This window comes from Pantoea sp. R102 (assembly GCF_004916815.1).
Lineage (GTDB): Bacteria > Pseudomonadota > Gammaproteobacteria > Enterobacterales > Enterobacteriaceae > Pantoea > Pantoea dispersa.
Genome location: NZ_SDFT01000099.1, coordinates 1 through 15,488, shown reverse-complemented (window position 1 = coordinate 15,488; position 15,488 = coordinate 1). Strand labels below are relative to the sequence as shown.

Annotated in this window: 12 protein-coding genes; 1 reads left to right on the top strand and 11 read right to left on the bottom strand. The window is 57.6% G+C overall.

Annotation, left to right across the window (positions count from 1 at the left end):
• Positions 1 to 11: 11 nt before the first annotated feature.
• The 7 genes from alaS to mltB form a co-directional block, all read right to left on the bottom strand.
• Positions 12 to 2,639 (bottom strand): alanine--tRNA ligase, encoded by a 2,628-nt coding sequence (gene alaS, locus ERD80_RS11490; protein ID WP_021507332.1) that lies wholly within the window; start codon positions 2,637 to 2,639, stop codon positions 12 to 14.
• 135 nt (positions 2,640 to 2,774) lie between these two features.
• On the bottom strand, positions 2,775 to 3,290 hold the full coding sequence (locus tag ERD80_RS11485; RefSeq protein WP_248295855.1) for a regulatory protein RecX: 516 nt from the start codon (positions 3,288 to 3,290) through the stop codon (positions 2,775 to 2,777).
• Positions 3,291 to 3,397: 107 nt separating this feature from the next.
• Entirely contained in the window at positions 3,398 to 4,468 is a 1,071-nt protein-coding gene (gene recA / locus ERD80_RS11480) for a recombinase RecA (protein ID WP_021507334.1), read from the bottom strand.
• Between the two features lie 93 nt (positions 4,469 to 4,561).
• Entirely contained in the window at positions 4,562 to 5,056 is a 495-nt protein-coding gene (gene pncC / locus ERD80_RS11475) for a nicotinamide-nucleotide amidase (protein WP_058776003.1), read from the bottom strand.
• Between the two features lie 102 nt (positions 5,057 to 5,158).
• Positions 5,159 to 5,935 carry a trans-aconitate 2-methyltransferase gene (tam, locus tag ERD80_RS11470; protein WP_136546977.1) on the bottom strand — a complete coding sequence of 259 codons (777 nt, stop codon included), beginning with the start codon at positions 5,933 to 5,935 and terminating at the stop codon, positions 5,159 to 5,161.
• Positions 5,936 to 6,149: 214 nt separating this feature from the next.
• Positions 6,150 to 6,485, bottom strand: coding sequence for a zinc ribbon domain-containing protein YjdM (locus tag ERD80_RS11465; RefSeq protein WP_021507336.1), 336 nt, complete (start codon positions 6,483 to 6,485; stop codon positions 6,150 to 6,152).
• A gap of 86 nt (positions 6,486 to 6,571) precedes the next feature.
• Positions 6,572 to 7,654: a lytic murein transglycosylase B gene (mltB, locus tag ERD80_RS11460; RefSeq protein WP_031279678.1), complete on the bottom strand. Its 1,083-nt coding sequence runs from the start codon at positions 7,652 to 7,654 to the stop codon at positions 6,572 to 6,574.
• Positions 7,655 to 8,125: 471 nt separating this feature from the next.
• Here mltB and mutS point away from each other — a divergent pair, with 471 nt between their 5' ends.
• Positions 8,126 to 10,669, top strand: coding sequence for a DNA mismatch repair protein MutS (gene mutS, locus ERD80_RS11455; RefSeq protein ID WP_136546988.1), 2,544 nt, complete (start codon positions 8,126 to 8,128; stop codon positions 10,667 to 10,669).
• Positions 10,670 to 10,764: 95 nt separating this feature from the next.
• On the opposite strand, the gene rpoS is transcribed toward mutS, so the two are convergent.
• The 4 genes from rpoS to ERD80_RS11435 all read right to left on the bottom strand — a co-directional run.
• The gene (gene rpoS, locus ERD80_RS11450) at positions 10,765 to 11,757 is read right to left on the bottom strand and encodes an RNA polymerase sigma factor RpoS (RefSeq protein WP_021507339.1); all 993 of its coding nucleotides are present in this window, start codon (positions 11,755 to 11,757) and stop codon (positions 10,765 to 10,767) included.
• A 51-nt stretch (positions 11,758 to 11,808) separates the two neighbouring features.
• On the bottom strand, positions 11,809 to 12,933 hold the full coding sequence (nlpD, locus tag ERD80_RS11445) for a murein hydrolase activator NlpD (RefSeq protein WP_136546975.1): 1,125 nt from the start codon (positions 12,931 to 12,933) through the stop codon (positions 11,809 to 11,811).
• Positions 12,934 to 13,099: 166 nt separating this feature from the next.
• Entirely contained in the window at positions 13,100 to 13,726 is a 627-nt protein-coding gene (locus ERD80_RS11440) for a protein-L-isoaspartate(D-aspartate) O-methyltransferase (protein WP_021507341.1), read from the bottom strand.
• A 385-nt stretch (positions 13,727 to 14,111) separates the two neighbouring features.
• Positions 14,112 to 15,488 (bottom strand): glycoside hydrolase family 9 protein (locus ERD80_RS11435; protein ID WP_136546973.1); only part of this gene is annotated, 1,377 nt, incomplete at its 5' end.

Genomic DNA, 15,488 nt, shown 5'->3' with positions numbered 1-15,488 from the left:
ATTTTATTTCGTTACAGCCGGTTACTCACCCACTCCGGCACGCCAGCCAGCGCGCCAGAAAGTGCCTGGGCGTCGGTTCCGCCAGCCTGCGCCAGGTCCGGACGCCCGCCGCCTTTACCGCCGACCTGCGCAGCCAGTTCGCCAATCAGCTCACCGGCCTTCACCCGATCGGTCAGATCTTTGGTGACGCCAGCAATCAGCGACACCTTACCTTCTGCAACGGTTGCCAGTACGATGACAGCAGAACCAAGCTGATTTTTCAGATCGTCCACCATCGTGCGCAGCATTTTTGGCTCGACATTGCTGAGTTCGCTTACCAGCAGTTTCGCGCCCTTCACCTCAACCGCTTTGCTACTCAGTGAAGCGCTTTCCTGCGCCGCTTGCTGATCGCGTAGCTGTTGCAGCTCTTTCTCCAGCGCACGCACGTTTTCTACCAGTCCGCGCACTTTCTCGTTCAGATTACTGTGGTTGGCTTTCACCACCTGAGCAATGTCGGTTAGCTGATCGCTCTGCGCATGCAGTTGTGCAATCGCGGCTTCACCGGTCACCGCTTCGATACGGCGAATACCCGCCGCCGTACCGGCTTCGCCCTGAATGCGGAACAGGCCGATGTCACCGGTGCGGGCCGCGTGCGTACCGCCGCACAGCTCAATGGAGTACTCGCCCATGCTGACCACACGCACACGCTGATCGTACTTTTCACCGAACAGCGCGGTGGCGCCCAGCGCTTTCGCCTCTTCCAGGTCCATCACGTTAGTGGTGATAGGCAGGTTGCGGCGAATCTGGGCGTTAACGATATCCTCAACCGCACGAATCTGCTGCGGCTTCATGGCTTCGCCGTGCGAGAAATCAAAACGCAGATACTTGTCGTTGTTAAGCGAGCCTTTCTGGCCAACGTGATCGCCCAGCACTTCGCGCAACGCTTCGTGCATCAGATGCGTCGCTGAGTGGTTAAGGATGATGCGCGAACGACGCACTTCATCGACCTGCGCCTGCAGGCGATCGCCCACCCGCAGCTGACCCTGGCGTAGCTTACCGATATGACCAAAGGCTTTGCCATATTTTTGCGTATCCTGCACGCTAAATTCAGCATTTTGCCCGGTCAGGGTGCCGGTATCGCCCACCTGGCCGCCAGACTCACCGTAGAACGGGGTCTGATCCAGAATCACCACCGCATCCTGCCCTGCAGCCACCTGCTCAACCTGCTGGCCGTCCACAAACAGCGCCTGCACCGTCGCCTCGAGCGAGAGGTGGTCGTAACCTTTGAATTGAGTCGGCGTATCAAAGCGGATAACCGTGTTGTAATCGGTACCGAAGCCGCTGGCTTCACGCGCACGCTGACGCTGCTGCTCCATCGCCGCTTCAAAGCCCGCTTCGTCAATCTTCAGATTGCGCTCACGGCATACGTCAGCAGTCAGGTCCGCCGGGAAGCCGAAGGTGTCATACAGACGGAAAACCGTTTCGCCGTCGAGGGTGTCGCCTTTTAGCTTCGCCAGCTCGTCGTCCAGCAGTGCCAGGCCACGCTCCAGCGTTTTAGCAAACTGCTCTTCTTCATTTTTCAGGGCGTTCTCAACGTGCTTCTGCTGACGTTTGAGGTCCTCACCTGCTGCGCCCATCACCTCGATCAGCGGAGCCACCAGTTTGTAGAAGAAGGCTTCTTTCGCGCCCAGCATGTTGCCATGACGCACCGCGCGACGAATGATGCGACGCAGCACATAGCCACGGTTTTCATTCGACGGGATGACACCATCGGCAATCAGGAAGGCGCATGAACGGATGTGGTCGGCGATCACGCGCAGTGATTTGTTGTTCAGATCGGTGGCGCCGGTTACCTGCGCCACCGCGTTAATCAACTTCGCGAACAGATCGATTTCATAGTTGGAGTTCACATGCTGCAGTACCGCGGCGATACGCTCAAGGCCCATACCGGTATCCACCGACGGTTTCGGCAGTGGCTGCATGGTGCCGTCGGCCTGACGGTTGAACTGCATGAACACGATGTTCCAGATTTCGATATAGCGATCGCCATCCTCTTCCGGACTGCCCGGAGGGCCGCCCCAGATGTGGTCGCCGTGATCGTAGAAGATTTCGGTGCACGGACCGCAAGGGCCGGTGTCACCCATCTGCCAGAAGTTGTCAGAGGCGTAAGCACCGCCTTTATTATCGCCAATGCGGATAATACGTTCGCGCGGTACGCCGATATCATTGGCCCAGATTTCAAAGGCTTCGTCATCGGTTTCGTATACGGTTACCCACAGACGCTCTTTCGGCAGCTTAAACCACTGCTCGCCCGTCAGCAGTTCCCAGGCGTAGGCAATGGCTTCTTTCTTGAAGTAGTCGCCAAAGCTGAAGTTGCCCAGCATTTCAAAGAAGGTGTGGTGACGCGCGGTGTAGCCGACGTTTTCCAGGTCATTGTGCTTACCGCCGGCACGCACGCAGCGCTGCGACGTGGTGGCACGCGAATAATCGCGCTTGTCCTGACCTAGGAAAACGTCTTTAAATTGCACCATGCCGGCGTTAGTAAACAGCAACGTCGGATCGTTGTTTGGTACGAGGGAGCTGCTGGCTACAACCTGATGTCCCTTGCTATGAAAAAAGTCGAGAAACGCTTGACGGATCTCAGCAGTGCTCTTGCTCATAAAATTCCTGGAATCACGCTAACGAACGTTCCCTTTCGCTGGCAAACCGCATGCGCCCGGCCCGCCACTGACTGAGGAACAAAAAGTGGGAATAAGATAAATTTTCTTCAATGGGAAGTAAAATCCCATCGCCTTTCAGTCGTCAATATTTCTGAAAATCGCCTGAATGTCTTCCATCATAAAGCCTTTCGACATCAGAAAGCGCTGGACTTTGCTTTTTTCCGCCCAGCTTTGCGGCAGCGGTTCGCCGAATTTACGTTTAGCGACCTCGGCCGCGCACTGGCTCCAGTCAACCTCGCTATCGAACAGCGCCTGGTTGATCTCATCGCGGTCGATGCCTTTTTGCTGCAGCTCCATGCGCACCCGCTGTGGACCATAGCCTTTGCGCGCGCGACTCTGAATAAAGCGTTCGGTAAAACGCTGGTCGTTGAGCCAGCCATTCTCCTGACACCAGTCGAGCACTTTCTCCAGCAGCGCTTCCGGTATCGGCTGGCTCTCCTGTTGCTGTAGCCAGGCCGCACGCTGATTGTTCAGCTGCAGTTTGCGTTTCAGCTCGTCGCGGCTATGGTCGCGCTGCGACAAAATACGCATGGCACGATCGAGTACCCGGGAAAAGGTTGGCTGCGGAGCCTGTGATGAGGTCGATGACATAGGATTACCTTGTTGTGACTGTTGCGCAGGGTAAAGCAAGAAGGCAGAGAGGAAAAGCACGGGCGGGAAAAAGCAAAACGGGAGCATTGCTGCTCCCGTGGGTATGATTAGAAATCTTCGTTGGTTTCGCTGGCTTCTTCGTATTTATCAGCCGCGCTATCCGCTGTTGCCGCTTCTGCCGTTGCACCGGTCAGCAGCATGTCACGCAGCTTAACGTCGAGCTCATTGGCAATCGCCGGATTCTCTTTGAGGAAGTTGGTAGCGTTCGCTTTACCCTGGCCGATTTTATCGCCGTTGTAGCTGTACCACGCACCGGCTTTTTCCACCAGTTTGTGCTTCACACCGAGGTCAACCAGCTCGCCGAAGGTGTTGATGCCTTCACCGTACATGATCTGGAACTCAGCCTGCTTAAACGGTGCTGCCACTTTGTTCTTCACCACTTTAACGCGGGTTTCGCTCCCCACCACTTCGTCGCCCTCTTTAATGGCACCGATACGGCGGATATCCAGACGTACGGAGGCATAGAACTTCAGGGCGTTACCACCGGTGGTGGTTTCCGGGTTACCGAACATCACACCAATCTTCATACGAATCTGGTTGATGAAGATCAGCAGCGTGTTGGACTGCTTAAGGTTACCCGCCAGCTTACGCATCGCCTGGCTCATCATACGCGCAGCCAGACCCATGTGCGAATCACCGATTTCACCTTCGATTTCCGCTTTCGGCGTCAGCGCCGCCACGGAGTCAACGATGATCACGTCTACCGCACCCGAACGGGCCAGCGCATCACAGATCTCCAGCGCCTGCTCACCGGTATCCGGCTGCGAACACAGCAGGTTATCAATGTCGACGCCCAGTTTCTTGGCGTATACCGGATCCAGCGCGTGCTCGGCATCGATAAAGGCACAGGTTTTGCCTTTACGCTGCGCAGCAGCAATGACCTGCAGGGTCAGCGTGGTTTTACCGGAGGACTCAGGTCCGTAGATCTCAACGATACGGCCCATTGGCAGGCCACCCGCGCCCAGCGCGATGTCCAGCGACAGGGAGCCGGTAGAGATGGTTTCAACATCCATCGAGCGGTCTTCACCCAGGCGCATGATGGAGCCTTTACCAAATTGTTTCTCAATCTGGCCCAGCGCGGCAGCTAAAGCCTTCTGTTTGTTCTCGTCAATCGCCATTTCCACTCCTAATCATGCCGGGTGAGCGGGCACCGTGTATGCCTGCTCGTTCTGTTGCCGCTAATTATACTGTATAGTCATACAGTATCAAGTTTAATTTGTCAGAAATTCATCCAGCAGCGCCTGCAGCGCCCAGCTGACCGACTGACGCCGGACAGCATCGCGATCGCCGGCAAACTGCTGGCGCTGCGCCAGCACGCGGCCCTCCGGACCCGCCAGCGCAAACCAGACGGTACCGACCGGCTTTTCAGCCGTGCCGCCATCTGGTCCGGCGATGCCGCTCACCGCAATACCGTAGCCAGCGCCGGCCGCGGCACAGGCGCCGGTCACCATTTCGCGTACCGTTTGCTCACTGACGGCACCATGCTGCGCCAGCGTCGCCGCCTGCACGCCAACCATCTGCTGCTTGGCCTCATTGCTATAGGTAACGAAGCCGCGCTCAAACCAGGCAGAACTGCCGCTGATGTCGGTAAATACCTTGGCAATCCAGCCGCCGGTACAGGACTCCGCCGCCGTCACCGTCGCCTGACGATGCCTGAGCTGTTCGCCAATACGGCGGCTGAGCTGCTGAAGTTGTTCGTCGTTCATCGCCTTCTCCTGTTGTGGCGCTTCACGTTAGCAGTAAATGGTGCGGCGACAAGCCCTTTTCAACCGCCGCCGTCGCATTTTGCGCGCTGCGTTCCGGCAGGGTCAGCGCGTTTTCACTGCCACCATAAATAAACGCGGAAAGGCCAGCAAAACCTGTCCATTGCTGCGCGTCGGGTAAGCGGGCAGCAGCGCCTGATGATAGTCGTGTAAAAAGTCAGCCTGCTGCGCCTCATCCAGCGCGGCAAGGAACGGACGCAGCCCGGTGGCACGCAGCCAGCTGATGATCGCCTGCGCATCCGCCATCGGATGATAGTAAGTGGTGCGCCAGATATCGACCTGACAGCCTGCATCGCCTAATAAATCATAGTAGCGATCGCTGCTCAGCAGGCGTTTGCGCTCTGCCGCCTGAGGCGAAATATGCGCCTGCCAGCGTGAGCTGGCGGCTACCTCACGCATCAGACGATGCGACGGCTCCTGCAGGTTATCCGGCATTTGCACCGCCAGTGCACCGCCCGGTGCCAGCTGGTTTACCAGATGCGGCAACAAGGTTTCGTGGTCGGTCAGCCATTGCAGCGACGCGTTGGCATAAATGACCTGTTGCGGCTGCTCAGGCTGCCAGCTGCGGATATCGGCCTGACGAAAATCACAGTCCGGCAGGCGTTGCCGCGCCTGTTCCAGCATCGCCTCAGAGCTGTCGATGCCGGCGATGTACGCCTGCGGCCAGGCCTGCGCCAGCAGTTCCGTGCTGTTGCCCGGGCCACATCCCAGGTCCGTAGCAAAGCGCACCTCGTTGACGGGAATACGCGCCAGCAACTCCTGTGCCGGGCGCGTACGCTCAGATTCAAACTGACGATACAGCTGGGGATTCCAGTCTTGCATAGCAACGCTCCTGTCTGTGTGGAAGAGTCACACACTACCTGTTTTGCTGCGCGAGGCGCGAAGAGAAAAGTGCGGTTGCCGGAAAAGTGTGAGTGGCGCAGCGGAATCAGAGACAGCAGGTTCGGGCGTGGCGATATCGCGCGCTGGTGAGGCTGTGGTTACCAGCCCAACCAGAAGGGGAAAAGCAACAGGACGGCGCATGGCCGTCCTGCAATTAGTTCTTTTTCACAAACTCAGATTTGAGTTTCATCGGACCGAAGCCGTCGATTTTGCAATCGATATTGTGGTCACCTTCAACCAGACGGATGCTTTTCACTTTAGTGCCGATTTTCAGGGTGGAAGAGCTGCCTTTCACCTTGAGATCTTTCACTACAGTTACGCTATCGCCATCTGCCAGCAGGTTACCGTTGGCATCGCGCACCACCAGCCCTTCGCTGCTGTCATCCGCGCTGGCGGACCAGATATGGCCGCAGGAGGGGCAGTTCAGGTTTTCACCCTCCTGCCAGGTGTAATCTGCCTGGCAGGCCGGGCAGGCAGGTAAAGTCGTCATACATATTCCTCAGTGGTCGGTATGCGATGAAGAAGGCACCGCAAAACGGGCGCCATCTTATACCCTCATACTTTATAAGGACAGGATTAAAGCATGTTGCCCTGACGCGCCTGGGCGACCGCCTGCCCCAGCTGCCACACCGCCATGGCATAGTGCGTGCTGTGGTTGTAGCGCGTAATCACGTAGAAATTAGGCAGACCGTACCAGTATTGATAGCTGGTGCCGAGATCCAGCCGCAGCAGGCTGACCTGGCTGTTGCCGTCCAGCGAACCCTGCGGTGCCAGACCGCTGGCCGCCAGCGTATTCACTGAATAAGAGGTTTTGAAACCGTTCTCCAGCGCCGGTGCCTGACCGCTGGCGGGCACGGCGACGTTTTCACCGGAACGCCAGCCGTGCGCTTTAAAGTAGTTGGCAACGCTGCCGATGGCATCCACCGGATCCCACAGATTGATATGGCCGTCGCCGTTAAAATCGACCGCATACTGCTTATAGGAGGACGGCATAAACTGGCCGTAGCCCATGGCACCGGCGAAAGAGCCGCGCAGATCCAGCGGATCGTCCTGCTCGGTGCGCGCCATCAGCAGGAAGGTTTCAAGCTCGCTGCTGAAGTAAGCGGCACGGCGCGGATAGCTAAACGAGAGCGTCGCCAGCGCATCCAGCAGACGGGTTTTGCCCATTACCCGACCCCAGCGTGTTTCCACCCCGATAATCCCGACAATGATCTCCGGCGGTACGCCATACACCTGCTGGGCGCGCTGCAGCGCATCCTGATACTGATTCCAGAAGGCGACGCCGTTCTGCACGTTATCCGGGGTGATGAATTTATTGCGATAGCGAATCCACGCGCCGTTCGGCCCGCTCGGCGGCGTATAGCTCGGCGCCTGCTGATCCATCAGGCGCAGCACGTAATCCAGTCGCTTCGCCTGACCAATGACCGCATGCAGCTGGTCGCGATTGAAACCGTGCTTCGCCACCATCTGATCGATAAATTGTTCCGCCGCCGGATTACCGGCAAAGTCGCCAAACATCGGCTGAATGGCGTGAGAAGGTTCCAGTAAAAACCCCCCTTTCGGTGCAGGCACAACGGCGGATTGCTGCTGGGGGGCAGGCTTACTGCTGCAGGCAGCAAGCAAACAAATAAGCGGAAGAAGAGCAACCTTAAAACGCATCGGATATCCATAAGCCAGATGAAACACGAATGCTCATGGTAATCGTTCAACGAAGCGACTTACAGAGCAATGTCGTAAATTTACGCCCGTTGTGATTCTGCAGTTATGACCAGCCATATCTCTGCTCAGGTAATGAAAACGCCGCAGAGGTAAGGGGTGCACTGACCGAACTGACACTCACCTGTAGCGCGGCAGCGGCAGCGCCCGGCCGCGCTAAGCGCCGAATTTGCGTGCTGGCTCCACAGTTTTCCCCGCCGCGTAAAATTTGCTTTTTACCGCCTGTCGCAATTTGATATGGTCGCCAGCCAGAAACATCGGCTGGCGGATGAAGCGGGCTGCGCAAAAATGCTAACATCTGCCCTTTCGTTATCCGCCAGTGTGATAACCATCCATCCCCGGCTGCCCCTGTCCAGCCAGCGGAAATCAAAAGAGTGAATCCTGAGTGAGAATGAGATGAAAGGAGCAGAGCAAATGGACTTCAGTGGCCACACCCCCATGATGCAGCAATACCTGCGCCTGAAGGCCGATCATCCTGACATCCTGCTGTTTTATCGCATGGGCGATTTCTATGAGCTGTTCTACGACGATGCCAGACGCGCATCGCAGCTGCTGGAGATCTCGCTGACTAAGCGCGGTGCGTCCGCCGGTGAACCGATCCCGATGGCCGGCGTGCCCTATCATGCCGTTGAGGGCTATCTGGCGAAGCTGGTGCAGCTGGGCGAATCGGTGGCGATCTGCGAGCAGATTGGCGATCCGGCGCTGAGCAAAGGGCCGGTTGAGCGTAAAGTGGTGCGCATTGTAACGCCCGGCACCATCAGTGATGAAGCGTTACTGCAGGAGCGCCAGGATAACCTGCTGGCAGCCATCTTCCAGAGCCAGCGCGGTTTTGGCTATGCCACGCTGGATATCAGCTCCGGGCGTTTCCGCCTCAGCGAGCCGGGCGATGTCGAGACCATGGCGGCTGAACTGCAGCGCACCAATCCGGCAGAGTTGCTCTATCCGGAGGATTTGCAGGCCATGACGCTGATTGATCAGCGCCGCGGACTGCGGCGGCGTCCGCTGTGGGAATTCGAAATCGACACCGCACGTCAGCAGTTAAACCTGCAGTTTGGCACGCGCGATCTCAGCGGCTTTGGCGTCGAGCAGGCGCATCTGGCGCTGCGCGCGGCGGGCTGTCTGCTGCAGTATGTCAAAGATACGCAGCGCACCTCGCTGCCGCATATCCGTTCACTAAGCATGGAGCGCCAGCAGGACAGCGTCATCATGGATGCGGCTACCCGGCGCAATCTGGAAATCACCCAGAATCTGGCAGGCGGCAGCGAAAATACGCTCGCGGCGGTGCTGGATAAAACCGTCACGCCGATGGGCAGCCGCATGCTGAAGCGCTGGCTGCATATGCCGCTGCGCGACGTAGCCACCATCACGCGCCGCCAGGAATCAATTGCCGAACTGCAGTCGCTGAGCGAAGAACTGCAACCGGTGCTGCGCCAGGTAGGCGATCTGGAGCGTATTCTGGCACGTCTGGCGCTGCGCACCGCGCGTCCGCGCGATCTGGCGCGCATGCGTCATGCCTTCCAGCAATTACCAGAACTCAATACCCAGTTAGCGGGCGTGGCCGCGCCCCATCTCAACGCGCTGCGCGATCGGATGGGAGATTTCAGCGAACTGCGCGAACTGCTGGAAAGCGCCATTATCGAATCGCCGCCGGTGCTGGTGCGCGACGGTGGTGTTATCGCGCCCGGCTATAACGCCGAGCTGGACGAGTGGCGCGCGCTGGCCGACGGTGCCAGCGACTATCTTGACCGCCTGGAGATTCGCGAGCGCGAAAAACTGGGGCTGGATACGCTGAAGGTTGGCTTCAACGCTGTGCACGGCTATTACATTCAGGTCAGCCGCGGACAGAGCCATCTGGTGCCTATCCATTACGTCCGCCGCCAGACGCTGAAAAATGCCGAACGCTATATCATTCCCGAACTGAAAGAGTACGAAGACAAGGTCCTTACGTCGAAAGGCAAAGCGCTGGCGCTGGAAAAGAACCTGTATGACGAGCTGTTCGATCGCCTGCTGCCGCACCTCGAAGCGTTGCAGCAGAGCGCCGCGGCGCTGGCAGAGCTGGACGTACTGGCCAACCTGGCAGAGCGCGCCTGGACGCTCAACTATTGCCGCCCGGTGCTGCAGGAGAAAGCCGGTATCCGCATCAACGCCGGTCGCCATCCGGTGGTGGAACAGGTGCTGAAAGAGCCGTTCATTGCCAACCCGCTGTCGCTCTCGATGCAGCGTCGCATGCTGATCATTACCGGCCCCAACATGGGCGGTAAGAGTACTTATATGCGGCAGACGGCCCTGATTGCGCTGATGGCCTGGATCGGCAGCTATGTGCCAGCGGAAGAGACGGTGATCGGCCCCATCGATCGCATCTTTACCCGTGTCGGTGCCGCCGACGATCTCGCCTCCGGTCGCTCTACCTTTATGGTCGAGATGACCGAGACCGCCAACATTCTGCATAACGCCACCGAAAACAGCCTGGTGCTGATGGACGAAATAGGCCGCGGGACGTCCACTTATGATGGCCTGTCGCTCGCCTGGGCCTGTGCCGAAAGCCTGGCGAATCGCATCAAAGCCATGACGCTGTTTGCCACCCACTACTTCGAGCTCACGACCCTGCCGGAGAAAATGGAAGGCGTGGTGAATGTGCATCTTGATGCGGTGGAACACGGTGACACCATTGCTTTTATGCACAGCGTGCAGGATGGCGCCGCGAGCAAGAGCTACGGCCTGGCCGTGGCGGCGCTGGCCGGTGTGCCGAAAGAGGTGATAAAGCGTGCGCGCCACAAGCTAAAAGAGCTGGAAGCGCTGTCGGGCAGTTCTGCCGGCTCAACGGTGGAAGGCTCACAGCTGCCGCTGCTGGTGGCGGAAACCTCGCCGGCAGTGGAGGCGCTGGAAGCGCTCGATCCGGACAGCCTGACGCCTAAACAGGCGCTGGAGTGGATTTACCGTCTGAAAACCCTGATGTAACCTGCCACCGGCGCGTGCGCGGCGCGCGCTGGCCTGAATGACAGGCATAAAAAAACGGTGACCTTGTGGTCACCGTTTTTATTGCCAGCTACGGCTTATTCGCGGAACAGTGCTTCGATATTCAGACCCTGCGTCTGCAGAATTTCACGCAGACGACGCAGACCTTCTACCTGAATCTGACGGACACGCTCACGGGTTAAACCGATTTCGCGGCCTACATCTTCCAGCGTTGCCGCTTCATAGCCTAACAGGCCGAAACGACGTGCCAGCACTTCACGCTGCTTGGCATTGAGTTCAAACAACCACTTAACGATGCTCTGTTTCATATCATCGTCCTGCGTGGTGTCTTCCGGACCGTTGTCTTTCTCATCGGCCAGGATATCCAGCAGCGCTTTCTCGGAATCACCGCCTAACGGCGTATCAACCGACGTAATGCGCTCGTTGAGACGCAACATACGGCTTACGTCATCAACTGGCTTGTCCAGCTGCTCGGCGATCTCTTCCGCACTCGGCTCATGGTCCAGCTTGTGCGACAGTTCACGCGCGGTACGCAGGTAAACGTTCAGTTCTTTAACAATGTGAATCGGCAGACGAATAGTACGGGTTTGGTTCATGATAGCCCGTTCAATGGTCTGACGAATCCACCAGGTGGCATAAGTTGAGAAGCGGAACCCGCGTTCCGGGTCAAACTTCTCTACGGCGCGAATCAGGCCGAGATTACCCTCTTCAATCAGATCCAGCAGCGCCAGACCACGATTGCTATAACGGCGGGCAATCTTTACCACCAGGCGTAAGTTACTTTCGATCATGCGACGACGAGAAGGAATGTCACCGCGTAATGCGCGACGGGCGAAGAACACCTCTTCTTCCGCCGTTAACAGTGGTGAATAACCAATCTCGCCGAGGTAAAGCTGCGTCGCATCCAGAACGCGTTGCGTCGCACCCTGTGACAGCAACTCTTCTTCAGCTACTTCATTATCACCAGGTTCGTTCTCAACGAGAGCCTTCTCATCAAAAACCTCAGCTCCGTTCTCCTCGAATTCCGCATCATCGTGTAACTCATTAACTTTCAGCGTATTCTGGCTCATAAGCGGCTCCTACCCGTGATCCAAGGGCAGAACACCTAAGGTTCTGCCGGATTATCGCTGCGGTAAATAACGCAACGGGTTTACGGATTTCCCCTTGTAACGAATTTCAAAGTGCAATCTTACTGAACTGGTTCCGGTGCTACCCATGGTAGCGATTTTTTGCCCCGCCTTAACTTCCTGTTGTTCCCGGACCAGCATGGTATCGTTGTGGGCGTAGGCACTCAGGTAATCATCGTTGTGTTTGATGATGATTAAATTACCGTACCCGCGGAGCGCGTTGCCTGCGTATACCACTCTTCCTGATGCAGTGGCGACGACAGGTTGTCCACGCGACCCGGCGATATCGATCCCTTTGTTTCCGCCTTCCGCAGCGGAGAAGTTATCGATGATCTTCCCATCAGTTGGCCAACGCCAGCTTCCCACTGGTGTTGTGCTATTAGTTGTGCTGCTAACTGTGGGCGGTGCGGTAACCGGAGCTGTGGTCGTTGCCACATTATTTGCCCCTTTCGACGGCAGCATTTTCCCGCCTGTCGAACCCGAATCATCAGAATACGTAATAACAGGTTGCTGTGCAACAGGGGTGGATTTAATTTGCGTCTGATTCGATGCCACCGGAACGCCGCCCTGCGTGGCATCCGCTGCGGTTATAGCGTTACCACCGGTGATGGTCTGACCGTTACCGTTACCCACCTGTAACGTCTGCCCGGCGCTCAGGCTATAGGGCTCCGCGATATTATTGCGCTGTGCCAGATCGCGGAAATCATTGCCGGTAATCCAGGCAATATAGAACAGCGTATCGCCTCGCTTAACGGTGTAGGTTTCACCGCCGTAGCTGCCTTTAGGAATATTCCCATAATTGCGATTGTACACAATACGACCATTTTCGGTGGTCACATTATTATTGCCACTAACCATTCCACCCGCAGGCGCGGCTGATGGTGTACCACCGCTTAACATTCCACCACGCGGCATCGCCGGCACGGTGCTGTTCTGCGCGGCGATCATGCCGCCGCCTGTGGTGGGAGCAGCAGCCATACCGCTGTCGCCGCTGTTGCTGCCAATCTGGCTGATGGGGGCTTGTGTGTTGTCGCCAGAGCTACAGCCTGCCAGCCAAAAACCGACCAGTGAAAGTGCCGCCAGACGGCGTAATTGAAATACTGTGCTTCCCGTGCTCATTGATCCCCCGTGATGGCAATCCTGGATAAAACTGTGTGTCGACCTTGACCGCATGATTCACTGTCTGTGCCGTCAAAAACGCGCTTTCGCATTGATTAACAAGGATAGTAACAATATCAACTGCGCCATGCCATGTAACGATTGTGAAGAAATACGTAAGATGGCTTTATGCCAGATCGCCCTGAACCAGCGGCACAAAGCGCACCGGCTCAATCGTTTCTTCAATGATTTCACCACCCTGACGACGCAGGCGCTTAAGTACCTGCTGGTCCTCACCCACCGGCAGCACCATTTTGCCGCCTTCTCCCAGTTGCGCTATCAGCGCAGTCGGAATTTCTGGCGGTGCGGCAGTCACAATAATGGCATCAAACGGCCCCCGCGCGGCCCAGCCCTGCCAGCCGTCGCCGTGGCGTGTGGAAATGTTATGCAGATCGAGCTGCTTCAGGCGGCGTTTCGCCTGCCACTGCAGCCCTTTGATGCGTTCAACCGAGTAAACGTGGTTAACCAGATGCGCGAGAATGGCGGTCTGATAACCCGAACCGGTGCCAATTTCCAGCACGCGCGAGGTCGGGTTCAGCTCCAGCAGCGCCGTCATACGCGCCACCATATAAGGCTGAGAAATGGTCTGGCCGTTGCCAATCGGCAGCGCCACATTCTCCCAGGCTTTATGTTCAAAAGCCTCGTCAATAAAGCGTTCACGCGGGACATCAGCGATGGCTTTCAGCAGATGCTCATCGTGAATACCCTGCGTGCGCAGTTGGGCCAGAAGCGTTTCGATGCGCCGGTTTACCATGCCGGGTTCACCTCAGCCTGGTACAGCCCGTCGCCTGCCCTCTTCCGCGCCGCGCCGGCGCCAGGATCAACCTGTCGTAATGTCTTCACGCCAGGGAACACGCCAATGCCGGGAGTCTGAATTCCATCATCGTTGCTGAGCCGTATCCGCATCTGATTCTGACCTTTTTCATTAACCGGTCCACCGACCGCCGCGCCCGTTTTGCGCCTTCAGCGGCGCAAGCGGTCCTGCGCTGGCGGCACAAGGATGTTTGCATTCTAGCGGTGAGGCGCGGGAAGTGGTAGGCGTAAATCACGCAACCGTCGGCAGTTGTCGCAACAATAAGCAGTCAAACGCAATGGCAACCGGTAAAAAGCCCGGCGAAAAGCCGGGCTGATTTATCACCTCAATGACGATCCGGTAAGCTCACCGCATACAGATACCAGGCCGAGTGCGGCAGCCAGCCTTCCGCCCAGCGCCAGTCGTCATCCTTACGTGTGACCGCATAACCTTTGTCAAAGGCGATACCGTCCGCCACCTGATTCGACGCGCCGGTGATGCCGTTAACGATACCGCCCGGCAGCGTGGTGTATTTCCACGAATTGAAGAACAGATAGCTGATGTGACGATAGCCGCTGCCGGTCAGCATGCTGACGTCGTACGGATTATGACCGAGGATCCAGTTGAGCTGATCCCAGGCATAGCTCTGCAGCTGCTGCGTAAAGGCTTTATCGTCCGCGAACAGCGGCATCGCCTGACGGGCGGCGGCGGCCAGCGACGCGATACGCGCGTTTTCGCCCTGCCACCACGGCGCAGCTTCACTGTCGTGCGGGAAGAAGAAGCTGGTGCGCTTCACGCCGTCTTTCAGCTGAATCAGCTGGCGCGCATAGCCAAACGGGTTATTGCTCTCTTTAGTCACCGCCAGCTCAAAGCCCAGCGAGCGTTTTACCGTCTGGCGGATGTTCGCCTGCTGCGCCTGCGGCGCGATACGCGCGTACTCCAGCAGCGCAATCACCGGCAGACCGGCATCGGACGGATGGAAGAACGGGCGTTTTTCGCCGTCGGCACGCCAGTAGTCATGCCAGTTATCCAGCGACGTCAGTCGCGCCATCAGGCTCTCCGCGCGCTGCTGCGCCGCAGCCAGATAGACCGCTTTTTGCGAGGCGCGGTACAGCTCGGTAGCCGCCAGCAGCGCAGTGTAATCATCCACGATGTTCTCTTTGCCGTCGTTCACCATGCGCAGATTATTTTTCTGCAGGAAGGCAAAGGCATCTTCTGCGGTTTGCAGATACTGCTGCCGCGTGAAGTTACCGTCATTCTCCATGGTGCTGGCCAGCGCCAGCGCGGCAATTGACATGCCGGCACCCGAGCGGAAGCTGGCCTGCCACGCCAGCGGGCCGACCGCCTCTTCTTCAACAATGGTGGAATCGGACTCCTTCTCTTTGATCTGCGTGCGCCAGTTGGGATTGGCGATCACCCGGTCCTGAGCCAGCTTCTCTTTGCCCGGCGATGAGATCGCCTGGAAGAAGGATTCCCCCGGCCGCTTCATGCGCACCAGGAAATCGGCACCGTACAGCCCTTCGTCGAGCATGCGCCGGCGATACTCATCAAAGTTCGGGTTATCCCGCGCCCCGAGATTTTGATAACCGCGCAGTAAACTCCACGCCACCAGCGGCGCCTGCTGCGGATTGAAATAAGAGGTCAGATTCTGGTGCGACAGGTGCACACCGTAATCGCCGGTGGCGTCATACCAGCCGCCGTGGACGTCAACCGTGCCGCTGCC

What these genes read in the sequence shown, in the direction of transcription:
- ERD80_RS11440 (WP_021507341.1), bottom strand. Translation starts at nt 13,726, where the DNA reads ATGGTAAACCGGCGCATCGAAACGCTTCTGGCCCAACTGCGCACGCAG.
- pncC (WP_058776003.1), bottom strand. Translation starts at nt 5,056, where the DNA reads ATGAACGACGAACAACTTCAGCAGCTCAGCCGCCGTATTGGCGAACAG.
- alaS (WP_021507332.1), bottom strand. Translation starts at nt 2,639, where the DNA reads ATGAGCAAGAGCACTGCTGAGATCCGTCAAGCGTTTCTCGACTTTTTT.
- tam (WP_136546977.1), bottom strand. Translation starts at nt 5,935, where the DNA reads ATGCAAGACTGGAATCCCCAGCTGTATCGTCAGTTTGAATCTGAGCGT.
- ERD80_RS11485 (WP_248295855.1), bottom strand. Translation starts at nt 3,290, where the DNA reads ATGTCATCGACCTCATCACAGGCTCCGCAGCCAACCTTTTCCCGGGTA.
- mutS (WP_136546988.1), top strand. Translation starts at nt 8,126, where the DNA reads ATGGACTTCAGTGGCCACACCCCCATGATGCAGCAATACCTGCGCCTG.
- nlpD (WP_136546975.1), bottom strand. Translation starts at nt 12,933, where the DNA reads ATGAGCACGGGAAGCACAGTATTTCAATTACGCCGTCTGGCGGCACTT.
- recA (WP_021507334.1), bottom strand. Translation starts at nt 4,468, where the DNA reads ATGGCGATTGACGAGAACAAACAGAAGGCTTTAGCTGCCGCGCTGGGC.
- mltB (WP_031279678.1), bottom strand. Translation starts at nt 7,654, where the DNA reads ATGCGTTTTAAGGTTGCTCTTCTTCCGCTTATTTGTTTGCTTGCTGCC.
- ERD80_RS11465 (WP_021507336.1), bottom strand. Translation starts at nt 6,485, where the DNA reads ATGACGACTTTACCTGCCTGCCCGGCCTGCCAGGCAGATTACACCTGG.
- rpoS (WP_021507339.1), bottom strand. Translation starts at nt 11,757, where the DNA reads ATGAGCCAGAATACGCTGAAAGTTAATGAGTTACACGATGATGCGGAA.